30 protein-coding genes are annotated in these 24,787 nt (G+C 63.9%); 12 read left to right on the top strand and 18 right to left on the bottom strand.

Annotated elements, in window-relative coordinates; translation table 11 throughout:
* Positions 1-331 precede the first annotated feature (331 nt).
* Positions 332-1,033 carry a hypothetical protein gene (locus ACP159_RS11270; RefSeq protein WP_425099811.1) on the bottom strand — a complete coding sequence of 234 codons (702 nt, stop codon included), beginning with the start codon at positions 1,031-1,033 and terminating at the stop codon, positions 332-334.
* A gap of 432 nt (positions 1,034-1,465) precedes the next feature.
* Between ACP159_RS11270 and ACP159_RS11275 the strand changes: the two genes are divergently transcribed.
* Positions 1,466-2,080 (top strand): VPLPA-CTERM sorting domain-containing protein, encoded by a 615-nt coding sequence (locus ACP159_RS11275; RefSeq protein WP_425099812.1) that lies wholly within the window; start codon positions 1,466-1,468, stop codon positions 2,078-2,080.
* A 63-nt stretch (positions 2,081-2,143) separates the two neighbouring features.
* On the opposite strand, the gene ACP159_RS11280 is transcribed toward ACP159_RS11275, so the two are convergent.
* From ACP159_RS11280 to ACP159_RS11345, 14 genes are all read right to left on the bottom strand, one after another.
* Positions 2,144-2,287 (bottom strand): hypothetical protein, encoded by a 144-nt coding sequence (locus ACP159_RS11280; RefSeq protein ID WP_425099813.1) that lies wholly within the window; start codon positions 2,285-2,287, stop codon positions 2,144-2,146.
* 118 nt (positions 2,288-2,405) lie between these two features.
* On the bottom strand, positions 2,406-2,684 hold the full coding sequence (locus tag ACP159_RS11285; protein WP_425099814.1) for a hypothetical protein: 279 nt from the start codon (positions 2,682-2,684) through the stop codon (positions 2,406-2,408).
* The gene (locus tag ACP159_RS11290) at positions 2,684-3,466 is read right to left on the bottom strand and encodes a succinate dehydrogenase iron-sulfur subunit (protein WP_425099815.1); all 783 of its coding nucleotides are present in this window, start codon (positions 3,464-3,466) and stop codon (positions 2,684-2,686) included. The genes ACP159_RS11285 and ACP159_RS11290 overlap by 1 nt, the downstream gene beginning before the upstream one ends.
* A gap of 10 nt (positions 3,467-3,476) precedes the next feature.
* Positions 3,477-3,806, bottom strand: coding sequence for a hypothetical protein (locus ACP159_RS11295; RefSeq protein ID WP_425099816.1), 330 nt, complete (start codon positions 3,804-3,806; stop codon positions 3,477-3,479).
* Positions 3,794-4,171 carry a hypothetical protein gene (locus ACP159_RS11300; protein ID WP_425099817.1) on the bottom strand — a complete coding sequence of 126 codons (378 nt, stop codon included), beginning with the start codon at positions 4,169-4,171 and terminating at the stop codon, positions 3,794-3,796. The genes ACP159_RS11295 and ACP159_RS11300 overlap by 13 nt, the downstream gene beginning before the upstream one ends.
* 1 nt (position 4,172) lies before the next feature.
* Positions 4,173-5,978 carry a succinate dehydrogenase flavoprotein subunit gene (gene sdhA / locus ACP159_RS11305; RefSeq protein WP_425099818.1) on the bottom strand — a complete coding sequence of 602 codons (1,806 nt, stop codon included), beginning with the start codon at positions 5,976-5,978 and terminating at the stop codon, positions 4,173-4,175.
* A gap of 26 nt (positions 5,979-6,004) precedes the next feature.
* Entirely contained in the window at positions 6,005-6,376 is a 372-nt protein-coding gene (sdhD, locus tag ACP159_RS11310; RefSeq protein WP_425099819.1) for a succinate dehydrogenase, hydrophobic membrane anchor protein, read from the bottom strand.
* 15 nt (positions 6,377-6,391) lie between these two features.
* On the bottom strand, positions 6,392-6,781 hold the full coding sequence (sdhC, locus tag ACP159_RS11315; RefSeq protein WP_425099820.1) for a succinate dehydrogenase, cytochrome b556 subunit: 390 nt from the start codon (positions 6,779-6,781) through the stop codon (positions 6,392-6,394).
* A gap of 215 nt (positions 6,782-6,996) precedes the next feature.
* Positions 6,997-7,200 carry a hypothetical protein gene (locus ACP159_RS11320; RefSeq protein ID WP_425099821.1) on the bottom strand — a complete coding sequence of 68 codons (204 nt, stop codon included), beginning with the start codon at positions 7,198-7,200 and terminating at the stop codon, positions 6,997-6,999.
* A 126-nt stretch (positions 7,201-7,326) separates the two neighbouring features.
* Complete coding sequence (locus ACP159_RS11325; protein WP_425099822.1) at positions 7,327-8,457, bottom strand: M48 family metallopeptidase; 1,131 nt, start codon at positions 8,455-8,457, stop codon at positions 7,327-7,329.
* On the bottom strand, positions 8,457-9,485 hold the full coding sequence (locus ACP159_RS11330; protein ID WP_425099823.1) for a MaoC family dehydratase: 1,029 nt from the start codon (positions 9,483-9,485) through the stop codon (positions 8,457-8,459). Before ACP159_RS11330 ends, ACP159_RS11325 begins: the two co-directional genes overlap by 1 nt.
* Positions 9,485-9,688, bottom strand: coding sequence for a DUF1737 domain-containing protein (locus tag ACP159_RS11335; protein WP_425099824.1), 204 nt, complete (start codon positions 9,686-9,688; stop codon positions 9,485-9,487). Before ACP159_RS11335 ends, ACP159_RS11330 begins: the two co-directional genes overlap by 1 nt.
* 4 nt (positions 9,689-9,692) lie before the next feature.
* Positions 9,693-10,238 carry an NnrU family protein gene (locus tag ACP159_RS11340; RefSeq protein ID WP_425099825.1) on the bottom strand — a complete coding sequence of 182 codons (546 nt, stop codon included), beginning with the start codon at positions 10,236-10,238 and terminating at the stop codon, positions 9,693-9,695.
* A gap of 36 nt (positions 10,239-10,274) precedes the next feature.
* Positions 10,275-11,126, bottom strand: coding sequence for an HpcH/HpaI aldolase/citrate lyase family protein (locus ACP159_RS11345; RefSeq protein ID WP_425099826.1), 852 nt, complete (start codon positions 11,124-11,126; stop codon positions 10,275-10,277).
* Between the two features lie 309 nt (positions 11,127-11,435).
* On the opposite strand from ACP159_RS11345, the gene ACP159_RS11350 reads away from it, so the two are divergent.
* Complete coding sequence (locus tag ACP159_RS11350) at positions 11,436-11,756, top strand: hypothetical protein (RefSeq protein ID WP_425099827.1); 321 nt, start codon at positions 11,436-11,438, stop codon at positions 11,754-11,756.
* A gap of 109 nt (positions 11,757-11,865) precedes the next feature.
* Here ACP159_RS11350 and ACP159_RS11355 read toward each other — a convergent pair whose 3' ends face one another.
* Positions 11,866-12,657, bottom strand: coding sequence for a sulfite exporter TauE/SafE family protein (locus ACP159_RS11355; protein ID WP_425099828.1), 792 nt, complete (start codon positions 12,655-12,657; stop codon positions 11,866-11,868).
* 123 nt (positions 12,658-12,780) lie between these two features.
* Here ACP159_RS11355 and mdh point away from each other — a divergent pair, with 123 nt between their 5' ends.
* The gene (gene mdh / locus ACP159_RS11360) at positions 12,781-13,743 is read left to right on the top strand and encodes a malate dehydrogenase (protein ID WP_425099829.1); all 963 of its coding nucleotides are present in this window, start codon (positions 12,781-12,783) and stop codon (positions 13,741-13,743) included.
* A gap of 60 nt (positions 13,744-13,803) precedes the next feature.
* Here the strand turns inward: mdh and ACP159_RS11365 are convergent, their stop codons facing one another.
* Both ACP159_RS11365 and ACP159_RS11370 read right to left on the bottom strand, forming a co-directional pair.
* The gene (locus tag ACP159_RS11365) at positions 13,804-14,811 is read right to left on the bottom strand and encodes a glycosyltransferase family 2 protein (RefSeq protein ID WP_425099830.1); all 1,008 of its coding nucleotides are present in this window, start codon (positions 14,809-14,811) and stop codon (positions 13,804-13,806) included.
* Positions 14,804-15,832, bottom strand: coding sequence for a glycosyltransferase family 2 protein (locus ACP159_RS11370; RefSeq protein WP_425099832.1), 1,029 nt, complete (start codon positions 15,830-15,832; stop codon positions 14,804-14,806). The genes ACP159_RS11365 and ACP159_RS11370 overlap by 8 nt, the downstream gene beginning before the upstream one ends.
* 222 nt (positions 15,833-16,054) lie before the next feature.
* Between ACP159_RS11370 and sucC the strand changes: the two genes are divergently transcribed.
* From sucC to ACP159_RS11415, 9 genes are all read left to right on the top strand, one after another.
* Complete coding sequence (gene sucC, locus ACP159_RS11375) at positions 16,055-17,248, top strand: ADP-forming succinate--CoA ligase subunit beta (RefSeq protein WP_425099834.1); 1,194 nt, start codon at positions 16,055-16,057, stop codon at positions 17,246-17,248.
* Positions 17,249-17,253: 5 nt separating this feature from the next.
* Positions 17,254-17,718: a hypothetical protein gene (locus tag ACP159_RS11380; RefSeq protein WP_425099835.1), complete on the top strand. Its 465-nt coding sequence runs from the start codon at positions 17,254-17,256 to the stop codon at positions 17,716-17,718.
* A gap of 21 nt (positions 17,719-17,739) precedes the next feature.
* Positions 17,740-18,627 carry a succinate--CoA ligase subunit alpha gene (gene sucD / locus ACP159_RS11385; RefSeq protein WP_425099836.1) on the top strand — a complete coding sequence of 296 codons (888 nt, stop codon included), beginning with the start codon at positions 17,740-17,742 and terminating at the stop codon, positions 18,625-18,627.
* A 181-nt stretch (positions 18,628-18,808) separates the two neighbouring features.
* The gene (locus tag ACP159_RS11390; RefSeq protein WP_425099837.1) at positions 18,809-21,775 is read left to right on the top strand and encodes a 2-oxoglutarate dehydrogenase E1 component; all 2,967 of its coding nucleotides are present in this window, start codon (positions 18,809-18,811) and stop codon (positions 21,773-21,775) included.
* Positions 21,776-21,818: 43 nt separating this feature from the next.
* Positions 21,819-23,351, top strand: coding sequence for a 2-oxoglutarate dehydrogenase complex dihydrolipoyllysine-residue succinyltransferase (gene odhB, locus ACP159_RS11395; protein ID WP_425099838.1), 1,533 nt, complete (start codon positions 21,819-21,821; stop codon positions 23,349-23,351).
* Positions 23,352-23,406: 55 nt separating this feature from the next.
* Complete coding sequence (locus tag ACP159_RS11400) at positions 23,407-23,763, top strand: hypothetical protein (RefSeq protein ID WP_425099839.1); 357 nt, start codon at positions 23,407-23,409, stop codon at positions 23,761-23,763.
* On the top strand, positions 23,760-23,990 hold the full coding sequence (locus ACP159_RS11405) for a hypothetical protein (RefSeq protein WP_425099840.1): 231 nt from the start codon (positions 23,760-23,762) through the stop codon (positions 23,988-23,990). Before ACP159_RS11400 ends, ACP159_RS11405 begins: the two co-directional genes overlap by 4 nt.
* A complete protein-coding gene (locus ACP159_RS11410; protein WP_425099841.1) occupies positions 23,987-24,382 on the top strand; it encodes an MAPEG family protein in 396 nt (131 codons plus the stop codon). Before ACP159_RS11405 ends, ACP159_RS11410 begins: the two co-directional genes overlap by 4 nt.
* A complete protein-coding gene (locus ACP159_RS11415; RefSeq protein ID WP_425099842.1) occupies positions 24,379-24,768 on the top strand; it encodes an MAPEG family protein in 390 nt (129 codons plus the stop codon). The genes ACP159_RS11410 and ACP159_RS11415 overlap by 4 nt, the downstream gene beginning before the upstream one ends.
* Positions 24,769-24,787 lie beyond the last annotated feature (19 nt).

The raw sequence follows: 24,787 nt of genomic DNA on the forward strand, positions 1-24,787 counted from the left end.
CCAGAGGCCGCGGCCCCGGCTGGCGTGCCTGCGAGCACTTGGAAATCGAAGAGACCGGGATCCGGTCCACCCCACCGTCCCGGCCCGATCAGCAGGGGACAGTGGGGTTTCTCCTCTTGCGGTCATCGGCTCTCCAGCCTGTACCGCGCACTCATAGAACGCCTGGGATGGTTAAAGCCTCGTGAACAAGCCCCCTTGTTTCTTCTCTTTCCAAATACCTCCGGGGGAGGCTTGCAAAGCCGTGGGGGCAGAGCCCCCGCACGCGCCTGACCGCAGGGCAGGCGCGTTGGTCGACCGGCGCAAGCCGGGCGAAAGACCTTGCCGGCCTGCCCTACCCTTCCCGTTCGTGCCGCCGCCGCCATTCGCGCGCGTAAACCGATTCTTCCGTGTGCTTGCGGTGCTTCGCAGTGGCGCGGGCCTCTGCCTCGGCGGCGGTTTCGGCACGACTCTCGGCGCTCAGCTTCAGAGCGCGGCGTTCGAATGGAATGATCTGCGCGATGGGTGTGCCGGCCGGGAGACTGTACCGGGCGGACTGATCGGTCCAGAGGAAGGGAATATTCACCGGCACATCCAGAGCATCGCAGTCAACTGCGCCCGCGAAGGTCTGGAAGGGCAGCTCAAAATGGTTGATGGGTTGGACGAACAGTGCCGACCAGCCTGGTGGCAGGATCACGCGCCAGGGATTGATGAATTTCATTGGTTGCCGTCCGAGGAACGGAGGTTTGTCGGCACCGATCTGGGCCGGGTGGTGGAGGGCCAGCGGTTCGATCGGGGCCGATGTGTCCCAGCCGAAATTCAACGCGCCGCTGGTCGGGTCGCGTGTGACGGTCAGGTCCACTGGCAGCGGCAGCATCCAGCCCAGCGTCAGGGCGTCGGTTACAGGCAGGCAGGCACGCACGGTGCTGGCGGGCATGTGCGGGCTGAGTGCGCGGGGCATGTCCCGGAACCAATCCGGCAGCGCCTGCCCGGCGGGCACTGGGCGTGGGATCAGGCCATCGAGTTCGGGCGGGCAAAGAAAGGTGATCGACATCATGATCCCGGATTGTCCAACAGGCAGGCCTTTGGCGCGACACCTATCGGCCCGGCTGTTTCCCGTCCGCAGGCGACACAGGTCCAGCGGCTTCCCTCATCTGCACGATACTCACGCCACCGGCAGCGGCGGGTCGCACGGTTGGAGAAGACCGCGACGAGGATGAAGGCAATGATCAGGCCGACAACGATAAGCATTTGCGAATCATAGCAAGTTTCCCTAGGGGAAGCCAAGAAGTCAGAGAAAGGGTCCCCCTCCCTCAATGCATTAGTGCGCACGCGAAAGCCACAACCCAAACAGGAATAGCGTGACACGGGTCACAGGGAACTGATGGTTTCGGGACCCATTTCCTGGTTAACGAAAGTTAAACTTTGACATTTTCAAGGCAATCCGACTTGTTAACACATTATTAAACCTTATCGGCTGGAGTGACCGATGACTCTCTTGAAGACCCTTGCCGCGGCCGCGGTGGTGGCGGTGTCCGCGACATCCGCCTTTGCGCTGGGCGCGTCCGACACGGTCGATTCGACGACATCGTTCGTGGACAATTTCTTCCTGCCGGAAGGCACCTCTTTTCTCACCAACCCCTACTATCGGAACATGACCATGGACTGGGGCTGGACGCATGGCGCTCTGACCGACCCGATCAGTTCTGCGTCGCTCTACGTCAGTGGCTATGACGTGGATTACGTCGACGGTATCAACGGCGAGGTCGACAATATCGAGATCTGGGACGCGACCAACAGCATGTGGGTCCTGCTGGGCGCGATGACCGGCGTGAACGACCAGTTCAGCTTTGCTGAATTCACCATTTCCAGCGATTTCTACGACGAGATCGCAAACGGTCTTCAGGTGCGCGTCGACATTGACGCCACCAATTCCGGAAATTGGTTGCTGACCCTCTCGAAGTCCGTGCTGACCATCAACGGTGCCGATCCGGGCAGCCCGCTGCCGGGCGTGAGTTCCGAAGTACCGCTGCCGGCCGCTGGCTGGCTGATGATTGCGGGGCTCGGTGCCATGGGCGCCCTGCGCCGGCGCAAGCGCGCCTGAGCCTTTGGTTCTCAGACTTGAAAAGGGCCGCGTTGCGCGGCCCTTTTTTCGTGCCGGGCGCTGTTACGCCGCGAGCGGGATGTCCTCGTAGACCGGGGTCTGCACCGGCTCGCGCGGCTCGGGGATGAAGTAGGCCCAGGCCTGATCGAGGGCTTCAAGCGCGGCTTTGGCGGCTTGGAATTGCGGGTTTTGCTGCTGCTCACTCATCGGAGTTGCCTTTCGGATCTGGCTACCCCTCCCTGCCCACTGACATAGACCCGCAAGCCGCCGATGACACGGCCCATGTTCGCATGGTCGGTTTGCCTTCCGTGCAAATGTCGTAAGGTCAACGCCTTGGCAGCTTTTCCTCAAGCAAGACGAGCATGCGGGCGCGGGGATCGGGATCGGTGCCGGGGGTCCAGCCATCGCCGAATGTCTTGCGCATCTCCTCGTCGTTCAACAGCGGAGCGAGGCGGGCCGCGGCGCGGAGAAGCTCTGCGTACCACCAGTAATAGCCGCTCTCCCCGGCGGCGACGCGGTTGATGTAATGCAGCCGGGACGACAAAGCCCCGAGAAGTGCTTCCAACTCCTCGGGGCTCTGGAATTTCAGCGGATCGTCCGGCATCAGACCGCGCGGTCGACCATCATCTGCTTGATCTCCGCGATGGCCTTGGCCGGGTTCAGACCCTTCGGGCAGGTCTTCGCGCAGTTCATGATGGTGTGGCAGCGGTAGAGCTTGAACGGGTCCTCGAGGTTGTCGAGCCGCTCGCCGGTGGCCTCGTCGCGGCTGTCGATGATCCAGCGGTAAGCGTGCAGCAGCGCGGCCGGTCCGAGGTAACGATCGCCGTTCCACCAGTAGGACGGGCAGGAGGTCGAGCACGACGCGCACATGACGCATTCATAGAGCCCGTCGAGCTTCTTGCGGTCCTCGATGGACTGCTTCCACTCCTTCGCGGGGCGGTTCGTCTTCGTCTCCAGCCAAGGCATGATGGAGGCGTGCTGCGCGTAGAAATGGGTGAGGTCGGGAATGAGATCCTTGACCACCGGCATGTGCGGCAGCGGGTAGATCTTGACCACGTCACCTTTGATCTCGTCGAGGCCGTAGATGCAGGCGAGCGTGTTGATGCCGTCGATGTTCATTGCACAGGAGCCGCAGATGCCCTCGCGGCAGGAGCGGCGGAAGGTCAGCGTCGGGTCGATCTCGTTCTTGATCTTGATCAGCGCGTCCAGAACCATCGGCCCGCATTTGTCCATGTCGAGGAAGTAACTGTCGACACGCGGGTTCTCGCCGTCATCGGGCGACCAGCGGTAGATCTGGAACTTGCGGACATTGGTTGCGCCGTCCGGCTTGGGCCAGGTCTTGCCCACCCGGATGGTGGAGTTTTTCGGCAGAGTGAATTGAACCATCTCTCTCTCCTTATCGAAGCAGTGGGGGCAGGCCATTGGCCGCCAGGCAGGTCAGGGTCTCGCGCTTGGAGACGATCTGGGTAACGATCTCGATGCTCGACTCCGTCGGGCCGCCCAGGGTGTCCAGCGCAAGCGACCGGATCTGGTAGGCGTTGGCGCCCGCGATCACGCAGTCAATCGCAGGCTCCACCGGCACGCCGGGGAAGCGGTTTGTCACGACGCGGGTCACGGTCGAGCGGGCGGCCTCGCGGGCGATCTGGTCCTGGGTCTGCGTGTCGCAGGCCGACAGGAGAAGCACGCCGACCAGAAGCGCCACCGTATGTCGGGTCAGTTCCAGCAATAATTCGTGCCTCGGTACAGCTTGGGCGCGCCCGGGTAGCACCCGAAGCTCATGCCGCCCACCCCGCGTGTCACGGCATTCAGGCCGAGATGACGTGCCGCGCAGGCGTTGACTTCATAGGCTTCGTTCGCGGTGCGGGCACCGCCCGCGATGACCCGAACCATCGGCATGTTGTTGCGCCAAGTGGTCTCCATGACGATCTCCTGCCCGCCGTAGGGCACGCCGAACAGGCGATCGTTGCAGGCCACGAGGATTTCGCGCTGCCCCTGTTCGGAGGCCGCCGAGGTGTCGTCCGCCATCGCGGCGGAGGACAGGAACGCGCCGGAGAGGGCAACGGCGGCAGACAGGATCAGGGGCAGGCGCATGTCAGAAGGTCCTCGCTTTGGGCGCGATCCGCTTCAGTTCGATGCCACCCTCGTCCTCCGTGGTCAGAGGATCGGTGATGACGGGGCGATAGCTGAGCTCGACCGCGGTGTCATCGACGCGGGCAATGGTGTGCACGCGCCAGTTTTCATCATCCCGGGTAGTGTAGTCCTCATGCGCGTGGGCGCCACGACTTTCTTTGCGCGCCTCGGCGCCGACGATGGTCGCCAAGGCGTTCGGCATGAGGTTGGTCAGCTCCAGCGTCTCCATGAGGTCGGAGTTCCAGATCAGGCTGCGATCCGTGACCTTGAGGTCGCCCATCTTGCCAGCGATGGCAGTCATGGCCTCGACTCCCTCCGCCATGGTCTTCGCGGTGCGGAAGACGGCGGCGTCGCGCTGCATGGTCTTCTGCATCTCGAGGCGCAGGTCCGCGGTCGGGATCGCGCCCTTGGCATGACGCAGGTGGTCGAAGCGGGCGAAGGCCTTTTCGATCTCGGCTTTCGGGGCCTTCGGCGTGGCGGCCTCTGGATCGACAACCTTGCCGGCGCGGATGGCAGCGGCGCGGCCGAAGACCACGAGGTCGATAAGGCTGTTGGAGCCGAGGCGGTTCGCCCCGTGCACTGAGGCGCAGCCCGCCTCGCCCACCGCCATCAGGCCCGGAACGATGGCGTTCTGGTCTTCGGACGAGGGGTTCAGCACTTCGCCCCAGTAGTTCGTCGGAATGCCACCCATGTTGTAATGCACGGTCGGCAGAACCGGGATCGGCTCCTTGGTGACGTCGACACCAGCGAAGATCTTCGCGCTTTCGGAGATGCCCGGCAGACGCTCCGCCAGCGCCTCGGCGGGCAGGTGCGAGAGGTTCAGGTGAATGTGGTCGCCCTCGGCGCCCACACCCCGCCCTTCGCGGATTTCCATGGTCATGGAACGCGAGACGTAGTCACGGGGGGCGAGGTCCTTGTAGGTCGGCGCATAGCGCTCCATGAAACGCTCGCCTTCGGAGTTGGTCAGGTAACCGCCCTCGCCGCGTGCGCCCTCGGTGATGAGGCAGCCGGAGCCGTAAATGCCGGTCGGGTGGAACTGGACGAATTCCATGTCCTGCAGGGGCAGACCCGCGCGGGCCACCATGCCGCCGCCGTCACCGGTGCAGGTATGCGCGGAGGTAGCGGAGAAGTAGGCGCGGCCATAGCCGCCCGTCGCCAGCACGACCATCTTCGCGTTGAAGACATGCATGGTGCCGTCGTCGAGCTTCCAGCACAGGACGCCCTTGCAGACGCCGTCTTCCATCAGCAGGTCGATGGCGAAATATTCGATGTAGAACTCGGCGTTGTTCTTGAGGCTCTGGCCATAAAGCGTGTGCAGGATGGCATGGCCGGTGCGGTCCGCCGCCGCGCAGGTGCGCTGCACGGGCGGGCCTTCGCCGAATTCGGTGGTGTGGCCGCCGAAGGGACGCTGGTAGATCTTGCCTTCCTCGGTGCGGCTGAAGGGAACGCCGTAGTGCTCCAGTTCGTAGACCGCGGCGGGCGCGGAGCGGGCGAGGTACTCCATCGCGTCGGTGTCGCCGAGCCAGTCGGAGCCCTTCACGGTGTCGTACATGTGCCACTGCCAGCTGTCCGGGCCCATGTTCGACAGGGAGGCGGCAATGCCGCCCTGCGCCGCAACGGTGTGCGAGCGGGTCGGGAATACCTTGGTCACGCAGGCGGTGCGCAGACCCTGCTCGGACATGCCGAGGGTCGCGCGAAGGCCAGCGCCGCCGGCCCCGACCACCACGACGTCATAGTCATGCGTCTCGTATTGGTAAGCTGCTGTCATTTTTCTTTATCCTTGCCGCGTCCGGATCAGAGGGCGAGTTTCACGAGGGCGAAGAGCGCGGAGACGATCAGGGCCCAGGAGAAGGCGGTGACCGCGACCAGCGCCAGCTTGCCCGCTGTGCCGTGCACGTAGTCGATGATCGCCTCCTCGGCTTCTGCCTTGAAGTGCAGGATCGCGACAACGGCGGTCAGCGCGGTGACGATGGCCGGGAACGGGCGGGAGAAGTAGGCGAGCACCTCTTCGTAGGTGCCGCCCATGCCCGCGCCGAAGGTGAAGACGAAGAGGGGAACAAGGACCACGAGGGCCACGGAGGAGATCATCATCTTCCAATGATGCTCGGTGCCCCGACGGCCCGAACCGAGACCTGTTGCGCGCTTGCGATCGGTGAGGAATGCCATGTCGCGGTCTCCTTCTTATACGACGATTGCGGTGAAGAGGGTCAGGACGGTTGCCCCGATGAACATGCCCATGCCCATCTTCTCGGAAATCTCCACCTCGACGAAGTAGCCGAGATCCCAGATCACGTGCCGCAGTCGACCGAGCATGTGATACCAGATTGCCCAGGTCGCAAGCAGCAGGATGATGTCACCGACGAAGCTGCGCAGGATGCCGTCCGCCACGGCGAAGGCGCCTTCGGAAGTCGCGGCGGCGAGCAGCCACCAGACCAGCAGGAAGGCGGTCCCGAGCGAGGCGATTCCGGTGATGCGGACCATGATCGAAGAGATCGAGGTCATTTGCGGACGGTAGTACTGTCCGATCATGAAAGGAGAAAGCGGGCGGTTGCCCCGGTTGACGTCGGCCATGAGAATGATCCCTGCTGAGTTCCCTTGGCCCGCTTGTAATGCATTTGCAGCACAAGTCACGAGGGCTGAGCGCTAACAACCGCGGTTTTTTGGCGCGATTCCGATGTTTTCCGTTAATTTGTGATCACGGCTGAAAATGTGTGATCACAAATCAGGGATACGCACGGGAAATGGGCGCCCCGCGCAGGATGCCTTTGATTCCAAGTCTGATTTATTTACTCGGGAAATCCGAGCCTTTGCAACGCGGACCGGCTCTGCTGGCGCAGAGTGCGGTTGCCCGAGTGCAGATCAGCGTTGATCCGGCGCATCAGAGGCGTGAGTTGCCGGTGCCCGATGAGCGCGCGGATCACCTCCGAGATTTCCTGTTCCGGTATGTCCAGAACGTCGATCGGAGCCAGTGGCAAGGTGTGGTGTGTCATGACAACCCCCGAAGCAGACGATTCCCTTCCCCGCGCGGATGATACCGGCAAGGGGGCGGATATGTGACTCTTTTTAATCCCGGGGGTGCCGATGCCCCCTGTCCCTGCGGTCTGCGGGCTTGGCGATCACTGACGTTCGAGCGAAAGCAGAAGGCGGTCGCCGATCTTTGCCACGTGCCTGTCGATCTCCGCCTCCACGCGCCGCCATTTGTCCCAGGTGAACGGCTGCACGGCGGGCGCTTCCAGCGACTTGAGAAAGGCGATGCGGTAATGGCTGGGCGGATGGGTGTCGGTGAGGGCGAGCTTCTGCTCCAGCCCGCGCGCCCGGGCCGCGGCGCGGGTGTCCGGGTCCAGCGCACGACAGTCGGCGGCGATGCGGTACAGGAAATCGCGCCCGCTCTCGCCGGGCAGCGGCTCGGCCCGCCGCCAGATCGTCGCGACGGCTTCGATCCCGATGAGCGTGTCAAGTTCGGCCAGCATGGCGTCCCGCCCCGCCACCCTCATGGCCAGAGCATCGGCGAGGTACTCGGCGTGCTGCGCGCGAACGTAAGAGAGCCGCAGCAAGGTAAAGCGCAGAAGGTCGATCACGCCTTGCACCGCGCCAGTGATGATGTCGGACATGATGCCGCGACCGACGCGGATTTCTTCGTCCGTGTACCAGTCCCGCGCAATGTCCGGCGCCAACAAGGCATCCCAGTGATCGAGTTGTTCGAGCGCCCGGCCCAGCAGCCCGCTGCGTCGGGGGTCATCATTGACGAGGTGCGCCTGTTCGTGCGCGAGAACGGCGATACGGCCCTCGCGGGGCAGGCTCAGCCACAACGGCAGACCGATATGCAGCACATGCTGGTTGCGGATGGTCGAGACGCCGGCATTCAGAAGGCCGTCGAAGACCACGTAGCGGATCGGCGGCGCGATGAGCCGGTCGCCGACCGCGTCGATCAGCGCGAAGGTTTGCGGCAACTCGTCCGGGCCGAGCGCGTCTTTTGGAATCCGGTGAAGGCGCGGTCCGAGATACACCGCCAGAGCAATCAGCAAGCCCGCGACGATCAGCACAAGCACATGCGGAAAGCCGATCCAGGCCAGGTAGATCCCCGCCACCGCCAGCAGCACGGGGATCAGGAGGATGAGCAGGGAAAGCAGCGTCACAGCCCCGTCGACCCGGGTTTTGCGCTGCCCCGTCACATGGCTTTGAAGCGCGTCGAGGAACACTGTCTCGCCGAGTTTGTGGTGCAGCTTATCGAGGCGCGCTTTGAGCATTACATCGGCATCAAGGCCCAGTAATCGAGGTCAAGCAAGACGTTTCCGTCATATTTCCCGTCTTCGCTCTTGAGCGTGAACGGATCGCCACCTTTCGTCGCCACGAGGCGCAGGCGGATGGCCCCGACACCGGGCGCGGCGGTTTCGGCCTTGTCCAGCACCTCGGACCACGCCTTGACCGTTAGTCCGGCGAAACAGGGATTGGCATGGGCGCCGCTGTTGAGACCAACGATCATCTGGGCGTTTGCAAGCCCGTTGAAGGACAGCGCCCGCGCCATGGAGATGATGTGACCGCCATAAATCAGCCGGCCCTCCGGTCGGAAGGTCAGGTCGAAGTGCACCTTGGCGGTGTTCTGCCAGAGGCGCGTGGCAAGCATGTGCTCGGCCTCCTCGATCGTCACACCGTCGACGTGGTCGATCTTTTCTCCGATGGCATAATCGCTCCAGCGGTGCGGCTCGCCTGCGAGGGTGAAGTCGTAGCCCGAGAAGTCGAGCCCCTCGGGGATAGTCAGATCGCCTACGCTCAGGGTCTTCTTGAGATCCGGCAGGACGGTTTCCGGCGCGGGGGCGGCGGGGTCGTTCTTGCGGACCATGACCCAGCGGACATACTCCATCACCGTTTCATCACGCTGGTTCAGACCGCGTGTGCGGACATAAACCACGCCGGTCTTGCCGTTTGAGTTCTCTTTCAGACCAATGACTTCGGAGACGGATCGCAGGGTATCGCCCGGATAGACGGGCTTCAGCCAGCGGCCTTCGGCATACCCGAGATTGGCCACCGCGTTCAGCGAGACGTCCGGCACCGTCTTGCCGAATATGACGTGAAAGGCGGCAAGATCGTCGATCGGCGAAGCGGGCAGTCCGCAGGATTGCGCGAACTGGTCCGACGAATAGAGCGCGTGGCGCGCCGGATAGAGCGCGTGATAGAGCGCCCGCTCGCCCCCCGAAACCGTGCGCGGCACCGCATGTTCTAGGACCTGGCCGATGCTGTAATCTTCGAAGAAGCGTCCCGGGTTGGTCTTGGCCATCACTGCTCCCCCAACTTGATGTCCGGGGTGTACTCGCCGGGCGCGTCCTTCACCACCGCCTGCCCGCAGCGCATCACGCCGTTGGCAGCGTCGAAGGCGTAGGTGGGATTGCCGTGGAGTTCCCAGCCCTTGTTCAAGGCTGCGGTCACCTTGTGGCAGAAGGCCGAGGTGTCGTCGGCGGAGAGGAAGCGGTAGAGTTTCATCAGGTTATCCGAAGGTTGGGTAGCCGAGCCAGGTGTGGATCATGCCGATCACGCCCAGCAGCACGAGAGAGGCGACAAGGAAGATCGCATCCTTCGCAATGCTGCCTTTGGCGGGGGGTGTCCAGGCGGGCACGGCGCGGTTGATGACGATCATTTCGACGATGGCCCAGAGACCGAGACCGCCGAAGAGGATGAAGGAGGGCGTGTCACCATTCACCAGAAGGTGCGCGATGGCCCAGAGCAGGAAGCCGGTGAGCATCGGGTGCCGCATCCTGTAAAAGAGCGCACCCTTCCGCGGCCCCGGCGAGGTAAAGAAGATGGCGGCGATCATGAGGAGGTTGTTGATCCCGACAGTGGCGGGATGGCGCCCCCAGAAGAAGGCGCCATCGGCCATACGGTAGCCAAAGATCATCATCAGGATCGATACGGCCAGCGCGAGAGCGACCAGACCCTTTCCCTTGTCCCCCATGTTTGCCCGTGCTTCGGGCGCGACACGCTTGAACAGATGCGCGGCCCACCAGAGCGCGACACCGAGGGTCAAAAGCAGCATGGCTGTCTCCTTTGCTGTGCTGCGGCGACCCTGCCCTTATTCCGCAAGCGCCGCAATGGCCTCGGCTTTGGCGAGGGTCTTGCGGGCGGTCTCGACATGCAGGTTCTCGACGATCTTGCCGTCGACAACGGCGACGCCGCCGCCCTGCGCGACGGTCTCCTCATAGGCCGCGATCTGACGCTGAGCGAGGTCGATCTCCGCGTCAGACGGGGCGAAGGCGGTGTTGGCGATGTCGATTTGTGCGGGGTGAATCAGGGTCTTGCCGTCCATACCCATGTCGCGCCCCTGTTCGCATTCGGCCTTGAGACCGTCCTCATCCTTGAAGGCATTGTAGACGCCGTCGACGATGATGACGCCGTGAGCCTTTGCCGCGAGCAGGCACAGGCCGAGGCCCGAGAGCATGGGCAGACGGTCAGCGCGGAAGCGGGAATTCAGTTCCTTGGCAAGGTCGTTGGTTCCCATGACAAAGCCCTTGAGCGCCGGGTGGGCAGCGATCTCGGCGGCAGCGAGCATGCCTTTGGGCGTTTCCATCATCGCCCAGAGCGGCTTGCCCGGGGCGAGCGCGGCGAGGGCATCGAGTTGCGCCGCGGTTTCGACCTTGGGCAGGAGGATGGCGTCGCAGTCCATTGCTGCGGCGGCCTTGGCGTCAGCCTCGCCCCACTCGGTGTCGAGCCCGTTGATGCGGACGATTCGGGTGCGGTTGCCGTAGGACGAAGCCAGGGCGGCGGCCAGCGTGTCCCGTGCGCCGGGCTTTTCCGCAGGCGCGACAGCATCTTCGAGGTCGAAAATGATGGCGTCTACGGGCAACGTGCGGGCCTTCTCCAGCGCGCGATCCTTCGACGCGGGAATATAGAGAACCGAGCGATACGGGCGGGCGGCCATGTCCATGGATGATTTCTCCGAGAAATATTGTTGCGCGAGACAGGGCATTTTTTGGCGGAAAGTTCAAGGTCGAAAATGCCGCGACGCAGAAATGCCCGGATTTTCTCCAGGTTCCGGTGGGAAATGTGTCAGATTGGAAGGACCGTACGCAGCATTAACCTTTTCTTGGAGCCTCGGGCCGAAGCTGGGATCAAGCCGAACAATGGCAGAACCCGGGCGCACGAGGGATCGCCCGACAAACATGAGAGGATCCAATCCAACCCGGGCCGGGGCAAAGCCGCGGCACACCCGGGACACAGCCAAAAGGGCAACGTGATGACGGACAAATTCGTGAAACTGACCATGCTGTCAGCGGGCATCCTGCTGGGTGCGGCAACCATGGTGAAGGCGCAAGGCGCGCAGAACTGTGCACCGCGCGACATGGTGATCTCCCGCCTCGCCGACAAGTACGGCGAAACCCGCCAGTCCATGGGCCTCGGCTCAAACAACAACATGATGGAAGTGTTCGCCTCGCTGGAGACCGGTTCGTGGACGATCACCGTGACGACAGCGCAGGGCGTGACCTGCCTCGTGGCCAGCGGCCAGGCGTTCGAGGAACTGGCCGAGGTGCTGCCGCCGAAGGGCGACGATGCGTGAACCTGCCGGGGAGACGTTCTTGAAGCTAAAACCGCATGGGGGCGCTGCCCCCGACGCTGACGCGACTCCCCGGAGTGTTTGATGCAGGGAAAAACGCGAGACCCGCGTGTCAGGTGAGCGCATCCCAGATCAGTTTCAGGCCGGTTATGGTCAGGGCAACGTAAGTGATCGTGAAGAAGAGACGTTCGGGAACCTTGTGATGCGCCTTGATCCCGAGCCAGGTGCCGAGGATCGCGAATGGTGCAAGGGCAAGGTCCATCAGAAGCGTCTCGTGCGTGAAGATCCCCATCCCGGCGTAGAAACCGGATTTGAACAGGTTGACGGCCCAGAATATCAGGACCGTCGTTGCCTGGTAGGCAGTCTTCTGGAGCCCCTGCCCCAGCAGGTAAACAGCCGCCGCCGGCCCCCCGGCGTGGCTGACGAAACTTGTGAAACCAAGAACGAGACCGGAGAGAAGGCCGGTCTTCGGACCGAATTTTGTGCTGCCGAGGCGAATGAGCCCGTACTTTCGTGCGCCCTGCCAGGCGACGAACAGCACGGCGACAAGCCCGATGATCAGCCGGATCGCGTCCGGATCGGCCCAGGCGTAGAACACCGCGCCGAGGATCGTGCCGGGGATGCCGCCGAGCAGCAGCACCCTGGCCGCAGGCCAGTCCCACTTGCGCCAGTAGGCCGGCAGGCTGCTGACGTCCATGAGCATCAGAAGCGGCAGCATGAGGCCAAGCGCCACGCCCGGATCAAGCACCAGCGCCAGAATCGAAGACGACGCAAAGGCCACGCCGGAGCCGAAACCGCCCTTTGAAATGCCAGCGAAAATCACCGCAGGGATGGTAAAGGCGAAGACGGACAGGCTGAACAGTTCCAACGATGCACCCCCGTAAGCTGTCGAATAATCAGCCATTATCCCGTGCGACGGCAAAGTGATAGCCCTAACAGGGCATCTGCCGCAGTGCAGCGCCCTTGCGCGACGCAGACTTAAGGCTTAGGCAATCTCCAAATTTCACGAAGGACTGGAGAGATATCCATGGCCAGACCCAAAATCGCCCTTATCGGCGCAGGTCAGATCGGCGGCACGCTCGCGCACCTCGCCGCAATGAAGGAACTGGGCGACGTCGTCCTGTTCGACATCGCCGAGGGCACGCCCGAGGGCAAGGCGCTCGACATCGCCGAATCCGGCCCGAGCGAAGGCTTCGACGCCAAGCTCAAGGGCACGCAGGATTACGCCGACATCGCCGGCGCCGACGTCTGCATTGTCACCGCCGGTGTGCCGCGCAAGCCGGGCATGAGCCGCGACGACCTCCTGGGCATCAACCTCAAGGTCATGAAGTCCGTGGGTGAGGGCATCGCCGCCAACGCCCCGGACGCCTTCGTCATCTGCATCACCAACCCGCTCGACGCGATGGTCTGGGCACTGCAGCAGTTCTCCGGTCTGCCGGCGAACAAGGTCTGCGGCATGGCTGGCGTTCTGGACAGCGCACGCTTCCGCCACTTCCTGTCGCTCGAATTCGACGTGTCGATGAAGGACGTCACCGCCTTCGTGCTCGGCGGCCACGGCGACACCATGGTTCCCTCCGTGCGCTACTCGACCGTTGGCGGCATCCCGCTGCCGGACCTGATCGAGATGGGCTGGACCACGCAGGAGAAGATGGACGCGATCGTCCAGCGCACCCGCGACGGCGGCGCCGAGATCGTCGGCCTGCTGAAGACCGGTTCGGCCTTCTACGCCCCCGCGACCTCCGCGATCGAGATGGCCGAGGCCTATCTCAAGGACCAGAAGCGCCTGCTGCCCTGCGCCGCCTATTGCACCGGCGAGATCGGCGTGAAGGACATGTATGTCGGTGTGCCGACCATCATCGGCGCTGGTGGCATCGAGAAGATCGTCAACATCAAGCTCAACAAGGACGAGCAGGAGATGTTCGACAAGTCGGTCGACGCGGTGAAGGGCCTTGTCGAGGCCTGCAAGGCCATCGACAGCTCGCTGGCCTAAGCCTCTCAGATTGTTCCGATGTCAGACCCGGGTGCCGATTGCGCCCGGGTTTTTCCTTGCTCAGGCCGCGAATTGCAGCGCAGCGATCTCGCGGTCCACGGCCTCGGGGGAGAGGTCCGGGCGGGCATCCGGAAACTCGGCACGGAGCGCGGGAAGCACGTTGAGCCGCATCGGCAGGAGTTTCCGGTAGCGCACCATCAGCAGCATCTGCCACGGCGTCAGCGTGCGGGTTGCGTCATGGAGCCAATGCAGGTCCGGGCCACCGTCACCCAGACCGAGAACCGCCTCCACCTGGCGTTTGCGTGCTGGGTTGTAGCCCTGCAACTCTCCTTCGACGATCTTGGCGATGCGGCCTGCCATCTTTGCCTCCCAATGCGCCCGGGTAAAGCCATCGACGTGCAACAAGCCGATGCGCGGAAACCATTGGCGGCGCTTGTTTTTCGGCGTGTACCATTGCTCCAGCGGAGCCGGTTGGTGGATGTCGACGAAGAGATCGCGCCCGGTGCGGAACAACGTCTTGCCAATGGCGTAACCGGAGAAGCCGCGCAGCAGGAAAGGTGCGCCGTCGCCGTAGACGCGCTGTTGCCTTGGCCCATTGGGCGCGTGAAAGGGCTTGCGGAAGTAGCCATCGAGGATGCGGTTCGGCTGCCGCCCGCGCCGTTGCACGAATTCGGCGTTGTGCAGGGAGATGGCCTCGACGTGGTCCGGCTGGCTTGCGATGAAGCGGAGGATCTGCGGGACGCGGATGATGTATTCGTCGCCGTCCACATGGGCGAGCCAGTCGACCCTGGCCCGCCTGTAGGCATGGTTGGCGTTGTAGACCTGGCGATAGCGGCTGTCGAAGGGTCTGTCACGGCCGTGCTCTTCGCGCCAGTATCGGTCATCGCAGACCGTGACGAAGACGCCGGGCTTGCCCGCAACCCAGTGCTGGAACTGCGGAAGGGGGCGGTCCAGGTAGAGGTGGAGCTCCCCTGCCCCGGCGTGCAGGTGATGCGCGGCAAAGGCGAGCAGGGCCTGCGGGGGTTCGAGAACCGTCGAGACGGTGCCCCAGGTCGGCAAGTCAGGCATGGGCCGTCTCACCGATCTGACTGGCCAGCACAGGGGTGCGTGCGATCAACGCGGCGTCGAAGGCCGCCGGGCTGAGGTCCGGCAGCTCTGGCAGCAGCGGCGCAATGGCCGGGCGCGGATCGAAGGGAACTTCGTGCAGGAGACCGAAGGCGCGCAGGCGTTGGAGGCGGCTGTCATCGAAGACGCGGAGTTCATCGTGGAGTTGGATGAGCCCGCAGGGTTCGTCCACCATCGCCGTCATCAGCGCAATCTGTTCCTTGCGGTGGTCGGCAACGCCCATGACATCCGGGTCGGTGTCGCGGTAGCGGACCAGCTTCGACAGCCAATGCAGCGGCGTCAGCCCGTCGAAGTGCAAAAGTCGCGTGGAAGTGCTGCGGTACCGGTCGACGCGATGCCGAGTATCCCCTTGATAAGACCAGTGAATGCCCAGGCGATGCCCCGCCCCGGGGCGGACGCCGCATTTGCCCGCCGAATGGCCGAGGACACCGTGCAGCAGGACCGCGAGATGGTCGCCAAAGATTTTGGCGTCGTGTGTCCCACCGTCGGCACAGCGGTTCAGGCCCTTCGTCGAGGTGCGGAAGAGACCGTCGAAGATGGTCTCGCGCGGTGCGCCGATGCGGTAGAGGCGTTCTGCGACAGGCAGGTGCAGCTCGACGTTCAACTCCGAGACGACAGCGAGTTCCTCGCCGAGCGACCGCTCCTGCCAGAGGAATTCGTCGGCGTCGATGTGAAAGAGCCAGTCCGCCTCGGTCCGGGCCAGCGCATGGTTCGCGTTCAGCGCCTGACGCCGGTTGATCGACTCCGGGCGCTTGCGGCGGAGGGCGACGTCCCGCCAGTGCCCGGGATTGCAGCAGGTGACCCGAGCACCCGGCACATCCCTGAGCAGAACGGCCACCGGATCGTCCGGATCATCGAGATAGACGTGCACCTCCGCCGCGCCCGTGGCGAGGTGCCAGGCGACATTGGCGAGAACCAGCGCGGGCGGCTCGCATACGGTCATCACGATGGCCCAGCTCTGCACGCCCGCACCCCGGTTTCGCTAACAGCCGAAAGCCTAGCGGCAAGGCGAATCCCTGCCAAGCGCTAACAGGAAATCAACTTGTGATCACACCCTGCAAACGTGTGATCACAAATGTCGAAAAAGCGGGGTATTTTCCGCTCCGCAGCAATTTTTTGTTTAACCCGGCCCTGTAAGCGAGCCTATACCGTCACCAAATCGTAGCAAAGCGGGGACAGACGACCCATGAACATCCACGAATATCAAGCCAAGGCGCTTCTGCGCTCATACGGCGCTCCGGTCTCGGACGGCCGCGTTGTGCTGAAGGCCGAAGACGCCAAGCGCGCCGCCGGTGAACTCGATGGCCCGCTCTGGGTGGTCAAGGCACAGATTCACGCCGGTGGCCGTGGCAAAGGCTCCTTCAAGGAAGCCGAAGCCGGCGAGAAGGGTGGCGTGCGTCTGGCCAAGTCGGTCGAAGAGGCCGCCGAGCAAGCCAAGAAGATGCTCGGCAAGACGCTGGTGACGCATCAGACCGGCCCGGCAGGCAAGCAGGTCAACCGCATCTACATCGAAGACGGCTCGGACATCGAGCGTGAGCTGTATCTCGCGCTGCTGGTGGATCGCCAGACCTCGCGCGTCTCCTTCGTCTGCTCCACCGAGGGCGGCATGGACATCGAGGAAGTGGCGGCGAAGACGCCTGAGAAGATCCTCTCCTTCTCCGTCGATCCGGCCACCGGCTACCAGCCGTTCCACGGCCGCCGCATCGCCTTCTCGCTCGGCCTCGAAGGCACGGCGGTGAAGCAATGCGTGAAGCTGATGGGCATCCTCTACAAGGCCTTCATGGAGAAGGACATGGAGATGCTGGAGATCAACCCGCTGATCGTCATGCCCGGCAACGAGCTCAAGGTGCTGGACGCCAAGCTCGGCTTCGACGGCAACGCCATGTACCGCCAGCCGGACGTCGCGGAACTGCGCGACGAGACGGAAGAGGATGCGAAGGAACTTCAGGCGTCGAAGTATGACCTGAACTACATCGCGCTCGACGGTGAGATCGGCTGCATGGTGAACGGCGCGGGCCTCGCCATGGCGACGATGGACATCATCAAGCTCTACGGCGCGGAGCCGGCGAACTTCCTCGACGTGGGCGGCGGCGCGACCAAGGAGAAGGTGACCGAAGCCTTCAAGATCATCACCTCCGATCCGAACGTCAAAGGCATCCTCGTCAACATCTTCGGCGGCATCATGCGCTGCGACGTCATCGCCGAAGGCGTGATCGCGGCTGTGAAGGAAGTCGGCCTGCAGGTTCCGCTGGTTGTGCGTCTCGAAGGCACCAACGTCGAGAAGGGCAAGGAGATCATCGCGACCTCCGGTCTCAACGTGATCGCCGCGGACGACCTCAAGGACGGCGCGCAGAAGATCGTTAAGGCGGTCAAGGGGTAAGCCTGGTGTTGCGGATCTCCTTAATAGCGGCGCTCGGCTTCATTCCGGGCAACGCCTCTTCCCAAGAGGTGCTGCCGCAGGCAATCAAGGGGTATCAAGCTGTATGCCTGAAAGCGGCGCCAGATTTTTCTGGCTACGCGAAACTCGCCAAGCAAAATGGGTTTCGCAAAAACGATGGTTCATTCTACTTGAAGGATGCCGCGGCGCGTGTCGATGTCTTCCCGACGGAACAGGGGTGCGCTTGCGTGACAACACTTGTCGCACCAAACCCGAATGCAACCGCAACGGCCGTTCTGGAAGCAACAGTAAGAAGCTCCGCGAAGGTACAGGATCATCCCAACAAACAAATTGCTGCAGTTCTGACGTGGCCAAACGGCACAAACGCCCTGCAGCTTGAGAGTGACACGCGCGGAAGCGTCCCTTTGGTTCGAGCCACATTGCTGAGCCAAACCGCATGCCCGCGAAAGTGAAATCAGGATAGGAGCCTAAAAATGGCAGTCCTCGTAGACGAAAACACCAAAGTCATCTGTCAGGGGATCACGGGATCCCAGGGCACCTTCCACTCCGAGCAGGCGATTGCCTACGGCACGAAGATGGTTGGCGGCGTGACGCCCGGCAAGGGCGGCACCACCCACCTCGATCTGCCGGTCTTCAACTCGGTGCATGAGGCCAAGCACGTCACCGAGGCGAATGCCTCCGTGATCTACGTCCCGCCGCCCTTTGCCGCCGACTCGATCCTCGAGGCGATCGACGCGGAGATGGAGCTGATCGTCTGCATCACCGAGGGCATCCCGGTACTCGACATGATGCGCGTGAAGCGGGCGCTGGAGACCTCCAAGTCCCGCCTGATCGGCCCGAACTGCCCCGGTGTCATCACCCCGGACGCCTGCAAGATCGGCATCATGCCCGGCCACATCCACAAGCGCGGCTCCGTCGGCGTCGTGTCCCGTTCGGGCACACTGACTTACGAGGCGGTGAAGCAGACCACGGACATGGGCCTCGGCCAGTCCTCCGCAGTCGGCATCGGCGGCGACCCAATCAAGGGCACCGAGCATATCGACGTGCTCGAGATGTTCCTCGCCGACCCGGAGACCACTTCGATCATCATGATCGGTGAAATCGGTGGCTCCGCCGAAGAGGAAGCGGCGCAGTTCCTCGCCGACGAGAAGAAGAAGGGCCGCTGGAAGCCGACCGCCGGTTTCATCGCGGGCCGCACCGCCCCTCCGGGACGCCGCATGGGCCACGCCGGTGCCATCGTCGCCGGTGGCAAGGGCGGCGCAGAGGACAAGATCGAAGCGATGAAGTCCGCCGGAATCGTCGTTGCCGACAGCCCCGCCACGCTGGGCGAGGCCGTCATGGAAGCGATCAACAAGGGGTGATTGGTGCCGGGCATCCGCCCGTCATACATCCCTGACACGAATGAGGAAGGCCGGGTTTTCGAACCCGGCCCTCCGCGCAGAGAAGGAAGCTCCGCGACAGGCGGCCACGGGCCGGCCGCCTTTCCCGAAGCTTCAACCAAGACCAAGGCCGATCCGTGATGCGCAACCCCGAGGTGTTCCAATGAACGACCAGAGCCCCAACGACCTCTTCCACGCTTCCAGCTTCATGCAGGGGCACAACGCGGAATATCTCGAACAGATGTACGCGCGTTATGCGAATGACCCGAATGCCGTGGACGCGGCCTGGCAGGAGTTCTTTGCCCAGCTCGGCGACGACGGCATGGACGTCAAGAAAGAGGCCTCCGGCCCGTCCTGGGCGCGCGCCGACTGGCCGCCTGCCCCGGCGGATGACATCACCGGCGCCCTGACCGGCGAATGGCCGATGCCGGCGGTGCCCGCCGAAGCCCGGGGCGCGGGCAAGAAGATCAAGGAGGCCGCCGAAGCCAAGGGCGTGACCGTCTCCGACGACGCGATCCAACGGGCGGTGCTGGACAGCATCCGGGCGCTGATGATCATCCGCGCCTACCGCATCCGCGGCCACCTCGCCGCTGATCTGGACCCGCTGGGCATGCGCGACAACTCCAGCCACCCGGAGCTCGATCCGAAGTCCTACGGCTTCACCGAGGCCGACATGGACCGCCCGATCTTCATCGACAACGTGCTCGGTCTGCAGATCGCCTCGCTGCGCGAGATCCTGTCGATCGTGAAGCGGACCTACTGCGGCACCTTTGCGCTGCAATACATGCACATCTCCGACCCGGAACAAAGTGCGTGGCTCAAGGAGCGCATCGAGGGCTTCGGCAAGGAAATCGCCTTCACCCGCGAGGGGCGCAAGGCGATCCTGAACAAGATGGTCGAGGCCGAGGGCTTCGAGAAGTTCCTGCACGTCAAGTACATGGGCACCAAGCGGTTCGGTCTCGACGGCGGCGAAAGCCTGATCCCGGCGATGGAGCAGATCATCAAGCGCGGCGGCAACCTCGGCGTCAAGGAGATCGTCATCGGGATGCCGCACCGCGGCCGCCTGTCGGTCCTGGCGAACGTGATGCAGAAGCCCTACAAGGCGATCTTCAACGAATTCCAGGGCGGCAGCTTCAAGCCCGAGGACGTCGACGGCTCCGGCGACGTGAAGTATCACCTCGGTGCTTCCTCGGACCGCGAGTTCGACGGCAACACGGTGCACCTGTCGCTGACGGCCAACCCCTCGCACCTCGAGGCGGTGAACCCGGTGGTTCTTGGAAAGGTCCGCGCCAAGCAGGACCAGATGCACGACTCCGAGCGCAAGAAGGTCATGCCGATCCTGCTGCACGGCGATGCCGCCTTTGCCGGACAGGGCGTCGTGGCGGAGTGCTTCGCGCTCTCCGGCCTGCGTGGTCACCGCACCGGCGGCACCATCCACATCGTGGTGAACAACCAGATCGGCTTCACCACTGCGCCGCACTTCTCGCGCTCCTCGCCCTACCCCACCGACAACGCTCTGGTGGTCGAGGCGCCGATCTTCCACGTCAACGGCGATGACCCGGAGGCCGTGGTGCACGCCGCCAAGGTGGCCACCGAGTTCCGCCAGAAATTCGGCAAGGACGTGGTCATCGACATGTTCTGCTACCGCCGGTTCGGTCACAACGAGGGCGACGAGCCCATGTTCACCAACCCGATCATGTACACCAAGATCAAGAAGCAGAAGACCACGCTGACGCTCTACACCGAGCGGCTGGTAAAGGACGGGCTGATCCCGGAAGGCGAGATCGAGGACATGAAGGCCGCCTTCCAGGCGCATCTGAACGAGGAGTTCGAGGCCGGGAAGACCTACAAGCCGAACAAGGCGGACTGGCTCGACGGCCGCTGGTCACATCTCGACAAGCAGAAGCAGGGCAAGTACCAGCGCGGCAAGACCTCCATCAAACCCGAGACGATGCAGGAGATCGGCACCGCGCTGACCCGCGTGCCGGACGGCTTCCCGCTGCACAAGACCGTCGGCCGGCTGGTGGAGACCCGCGCGGCGATGTTCGAAAGCGGCAAGGGGTTCGACTGGGCGACCGCCGAGGCGCTGGCCTTCGGCTCGCTGCAGACCGAAGGTTATCCCGTGCGCCTCGCCGGGCAGGACAGCACCCGTGGCACCTTCTCCCAGCGGCACTCCGGCTTCATCAACCAGGAAACGGAAGAGCGCTACTACCCGCTCAACCACATCCGGGAGGGGCAGGCAAATTACGAAGTGATCGACTCGGCGCTGTCGGAATACGCGGTGCTCGGCTTCGAGTACGGCTATTCGCTGGCGGAGCCCAACGCGCTGACGCTCTGGGAAGCGCAGTTCGGTGACTTCGCAAACGGCGCGCAGATCATGTTCGACCAGTTCATCTCTTCGGGCGAGTCGAAGTGGCTGCGCATGTCGGGCCTCGTCTGCTTGCTGCCGCACGGCTTCGAGGGTCAGGGGCCGGAGCACTCTTCCGCCCGCCTCGAACGCTTCCTGCAGATGTGCGGCCAGGACAACTGGATCGTGGCCAACTGCTCGACCCCGGCGAACTACTTCCACATCCTGCGCCGCCAGCTGCACCGCTCCTACCGCAAGCCGCTGGTGCTGATGACGCCGAAATCGCTGCTGCGTCACAAGCTCTGCATCTCCGAGGCCGAGGATTTCCTGCCCGGTTCCTCCTTCCACCGCGTCCTCTGGGACGATGCGGAGAAGGGCAACTCGGATACGAAGCTCAAGCCGGACACCGAGATCAAGCGCGTGGTCATGTGTTCGGGCAAGGTCTACTTCGACCTGCTGGAAGAGCGCGACGCCCGAGGCATCGACGATGTCTACATCCTGCGTTTCGAGCAGTTCTACCCCTTCCCGGCCATGTCCGCCGTCAAGGAGCTGGAGCGGTTCAAGAACGCCGAGATGATCTGGTGCCAGGAAGAGCCGAAGAACCAAGGTGCCTGGACCTTCATCGAGCCGAACCTCGAATGGGTGCTCGGCCGCATCGACGCGGCGCACAAGCGTCCGCGTTACGTCGGCCGCGCCACATCCGCCTCCCCGGCAACCGGCCTCGCCTCGAACCACAAGGCCCAGCAAGAAGCGCTCGTGAACGAAGCGCTGACCATCGAATAACGCCCGCAGCGAAAAGGCTGGGCCAGAAGAAGGAAATGAGACAATGACCGAAGTGCGCGTCCCCACGCTCGGGGAATCGGTGTCCGAGGCAACCGTGGCAACCTGGTTCAAGAAGCCGGGTGATGCTGTCGCCGTGGACGAGATGCTCTGTGAGCTGGAAACCGACAAGGTGACGGTGGAGGTGCCCTCTCCCGTCGCCGGCACGCTGGCCGACATCGTCGCCGGTGAGGGTGAGACCGTGGGCGTGGACGCCCTGCTCGCCAACATCTCGGAAGGCGCCGCCGCCGGCCCGGAAGAGACCAAGCCACGGGCCGAGGGGTCGCAGAAGGAAGAAGTCGGCCTCAAACCCGCGAACGGCGGCGAGGCGGTGGACGTCATGGTCCCGACGTTGGGCGAGAGCGTGACCGAAGCGACCGTTTCGACCTGGTTCAAGAAGGTTGGCGACAGCGTCACCCAGGACGAAATGCTGTGCGAGCTGGAAACCGACAAGGTCAGCGTCGAGGTTCCGGCGCCCGCCTCCGGCACCCTGACCGAGATCGTCGCCGGGGAAGGCGCGACGGTGCAGGCCAATGGCAAGCTGGCGGTGATTTCCGCCGGAGAGGGTGCCGCCGCGCCGAAGGCCGAAGCCAAGGCCGACACCCAGTACAGCACGCCGCCCGCGGGCAACGCCGGTCCGAAGGCCGACATCAAGGACGGCCCCGCCGCCGAAAAGGCCATGGCCGAGGCCAACATCAGCCGCGATCAGGTGACCGGCACCGGCCGCGATGGCCGCGCCACGAAGGCCGACGTCGCCGCCGCCGTGGCTGCCGCGAAGTCCGCTCCGGCCGCTTCGGCTCCTGCCTCCGCGCCGCGCGCCCCGGTTCCCGCCGATGACGCCGCCCGCGAGGAGCGCGTCAAGATGACCCGCCTGCGCCAGACCATCGCGCGCCGTCTGAAGGACGCGCAGAACACCGCCGCGATCCTGACCACCTACAACGAGGTGGACATGACGGAGACCATGGCCCTGCGCAACGAATACAAGGACCTCTTCGAGAAGAAGCACGGCGTGCGCCTCGGCTTCATGTCCTTCTTCACGAAGGCCTGCTGCCACGCGCTGAAAGAGGTGCCCGAAGTCAACGCGGAGATTGACGGCACGGACATCGTCTACAAGAACTTCGTGCACATGGGTATTGCCGCGGGCACGCCGCAGGGTCTCGTGGTGCCGGTGATCCGCGACGCTGACCAGATGTCCTTTGCGGAGATCGAGAAGGCGATTGCCGAAAAGGGCAAACGCGCCCGCGACGGCAAGCTCTCCATGGCGGAAATGCAGGGCGGCACCTTCACCATCTCGAACGGCGGCGTCTACGGCTCGCTGATGTCCTCGCCGATCCTCAACCCCCCGCAGTCCGGCATCCTCGGCATGCACAAGATCCAGGACCGCCCGATGGTCATCAGCGGCGAGATCAAGATCCGCCCGATGATGTATCTCGCGCTGTCCTACGATCACCGCATCGTCGACGGCAAAGGCGCGGTGACGTTCCTTGTTCGTGTCAAGGAAGCGCTGGAAGACCCGCGCCGGTTGTTGATGGATTTGTAATCGACCATCGCCGGGCGGACCCGTTCCGCCCGGCTTTCCCTTCGGAGAAGGCTTCATGCCGCGCCGCACCCGAGACCAGCTTCTTGCCGAATTCCACCGGCTCTACGACTGTTTCGAGGCCGCCATCGAGGCATTTCAGGGACTTGGCACCATGTGGGAGCGTGAGCTTCTTGCCGATCACGTCGCGACGCGCGACCGGATGCTGTCCTGGATCGCGGAGGGAAATTCCACTCCTTCGCAGATCGCGGCGGGGGTCCACTCCGCACTCGCGGACATGCGGCTGGGTTTGAAGGACATGACGTGCAACCGACCGGGCCAGGCGGCGTTGTTCCATCATCGCTACGAGGCGATCCGGGGCAAACCGTTCAACGACGACACCGCCGGGCACCCCAGACCGGAGACCACGCCATGACCCTGCAACTTCTCACCCGCCACGACACATTCGACGCTTCCGCCTTCGACAGCGAGGCGGAGAACCGCGCCAATGCGGGCCTCTCCCTGCTGCAACGCTGGACCGAGGGCAGCGCCAGTTGGCAGCTTTACGAAGTCGCCGACGAGGCAAGGGCGAAGGCCTGGCTCGACAAGTCCGCCGCCCTCGGCCACGCCCCCGCCGCCGCGCATTTCCTGAGGACCGCATGACCTACGAGCTTGCCGCGCTGGCCGCCACGGCCCTCATCCATCTCGTCGCTGTCCTCTGGTCGCAGAGGTCGCTCGAGCGTGACATCGGCCATGCGGGCAACGTCGGCACCCGAGAAGGACTGGAGGAGCGTCTCTCCGAGGAGACGCTCCGCCTGCGCCGCGCTCTCGGCAATCATGTCGAGAACACCGGCCTCTTCGTCACCGCCGTGGTCCTCGTCTCCTTCACGGAGACGAACAGCTGGATCACCGCGCTGGCCGCCTGGACCTTCGTCCTGGCGCGCGCCCTCTACTTGCCCGCCTACCGCTTCGGCTGGGTGCCCTTGCGCAGCTACATCTTCATCCTCGGCTTCCTCGCCTGCTTCGTCATGATCATCGCGAGCCTGCTGTCATGACCCCCGAACTCACCGCCCTCACTCTCGCAGCCCTCCTGCAGGTGGTGCATTTCCTGATCTACTCGGTCACGGCGCAGATGCAGGTCGGCACGGGCTACGCCCTCTCCCCGCGCGACACGCCCCGCACGCTCACCGGCGTCGCGGGCCGGGCGCAGCGGGCGATGAACAACCATTTCGAGGGCCTCATACTCTTCGCCATCGCCGCGCTGGTCATCACCTACGCCGACAAGGCGACCCATTCGACCGGCGCCGTCGCCGTGGTCTATCTCATCGCCCGCGTGCTCTATCTGCCCGCCTACCTCTTCGGGCTGAGCCCCTGGCGCAGCTACATCTGGATCGTCGGCTTCCTCGCCACGGTCTACCTGCTCATCCGGGCTCTGACATGACCGCCCGATTTCTTTGTGC

It is taken from the genome of Tropicibacter sp. S64 (assembly GCF_049803835.1).
Lineage (GTDB): Bacteria > Pseudomonadota > Alphaproteobacteria > Rhodobacterales > Rhodobacteraceae > Pacificoceanicola.

Coding starts and splice junctions, on each gene's coding strand:
- ACP159_RS11270 (WP_425099811.1), bottom strand. CDS start 1,033: ATGATGTCGATCACCTTTCTTTGCCCGCCCGAACTCGATGGCCTGATC.
- ACP159_RS11400 (WP_425099839.1), top strand. CDS start 23,407: ATGCCGCGCCGCACCCGAGACCAGCTTCTTGCCGAATTCCACCGGCTC.
- sucC (WP_425099834.1), top strand. CDS start 16,055: ATGAACATCCACGAATATCAAGCCAAGGCGCTTCTGCGCTCATACGGC.
- ACP159_RS11350 (WP_425099827.1), top strand. CDS start 11,436: ATGACGGACAAATTCGTGAAACTGACCATGCTGTCAGCGGGCATCCTG.
- ACP159_RS11365 (WP_425099830.1), bottom strand. CDS start 14,811: ATGCCTGACTTGCCGACCTGGGGCACCGTCTCGACGGTTCTCGAACCC.
- ACP159_RS11290 (WP_425099815.1), bottom strand. CDS start 3,466: ATGGTTCAATTCACTCTGCCGAAAAACTCCACCATCCGGGTGGGCAAG.
- ACP159_RS11280 (WP_425099813.1), bottom strand. CDS start 2,287: ATGAGTGAGCAGCAGCAAAACCCGCAATTCCAAGCCGCCAAAGCCGCG.
- ACP159_RS11410 (WP_425099841.1), top strand. CDS start 23,987: ATGACCTACGAGCTTGCCGCGCTGGCCGCCACGGCCCTCATCCATCTC.
- ACP159_RS11345 (WP_425099826.1), bottom strand. CDS start 11,126: ATGGACATGGCCGCCCGCCCGTATCGCTCGGTTCTCTATATTCCCGCG.
- odhB (WP_425099838.1), top strand. CDS start 21,819: ATGACCGAAGTGCGCGTCCCCACGCTCGGGGAATCGGTGTCCGAGGCA.
- ACP159_RS11285 (WP_425099814.1), bottom strand. CDS start 2,684: ATGCCGGACGATCCGCTGAAATTCCAGAGCCCCGAGGAGTTGGAAGCA.
- ACP159_RS11300 (WP_425099817.1), bottom strand. CDS start 4,171: ATGCGCCTGCCCCTGATCCTGTCTGCCGCCGTTGCCCTCTCCGGCGCG.
- sdhC (WP_425099820.1), bottom strand. CDS start 6,781: ATGGCCGACGTCAACCGGGGCAACCGCCCGCTTTCTCCTTTCATGATC.
- ACP159_RS11415 (WP_425099842.1), top strand. CDS start 24,379: ATGACCCCCGAACTCACCGCCCTCACTCTCGCAGCCCTCCTGCAGGTG.
- ACP159_RS11330 (WP_425099823.1), bottom strand. CDS start 9,485: ATGGCCAAGACCAACCCGGGACGCTTCTTCGAAGATTACAGCATCGGC.
- mdh (WP_425099829.1), top strand. CDS start 12,781: ATGGCCAGACCCAAAATCGCCCTTATCGGCGCAGGTCAGATCGGCGGC.
- ACP159_RS11390 (WP_425099837.1), top strand. CDS start 18,809: ATGAACGACCAGAGCCCCAACGACCTCTTCCACGCTTCCAGCTTCATG.
- ACP159_RS11275 (WP_425099812.1), top strand. CDS start 1,466: ATGACTCTCTTGAAGACCCTTGCCGCGGCCGCGGTGGTGGCGGTGTCC.
- ACP159_RS11340 (WP_425099825.1), bottom strand. CDS start 10,238: ATGCTGCTTTTGACCCTCGGTGTCGCGCTCTGGTGGGCCGCGCATCTG.
- ACP159_RS11320 (WP_425099821.1), bottom strand. CDS start 7,200: ATGACACACCACACCTTGCCACTGGCTCCGATCGACGTTCTGGACATA.
- sucD (WP_425099836.1), top strand. CDS start 17,740: ATGGCAGTCCTCGTAGACGAAAACACCAAAGTCATCTGTCAGGGGATC.
- ACP159_RS11325 (WP_425099822.1), bottom strand. CDS start 8,457: ATGCTCAAAGCGCGCCTCGATAAGCTGCACCACAAACTCGGCGAGACA.
- sdhD (WP_425099819.1), bottom strand. CDS start 6,376: ATGGCATTCCTCACCGATCGCAAGCGCGCAACAGGTCTCGGTTCGGGC.
- sdhA (WP_425099818.1), bottom strand. CDS start 5,978: ATGACAGCAGCTTACCAATACGAGACGCATGACTATGACGTCGTGGTG.
- ACP159_RS11335 (WP_425099824.1), bottom strand. CDS start 9,688: ATGAAACTCTACCGCTTCCTCTCCGCCGACGACACCTCGGCCTTCTGC.
- ACP159_RS11355 (WP_425099828.1), bottom strand. CDS start 12,657: ATGGCTGATTATTCGACAGCTTACGGGGGTGCATCGTTGGAACTGTTC.
- ACP159_RS11405 (WP_425099840.1), top strand. CDS start 23,760: ATGACCCTGCAACTTCTCACCCGCCACGACACATTCGACGCTTCCGCC.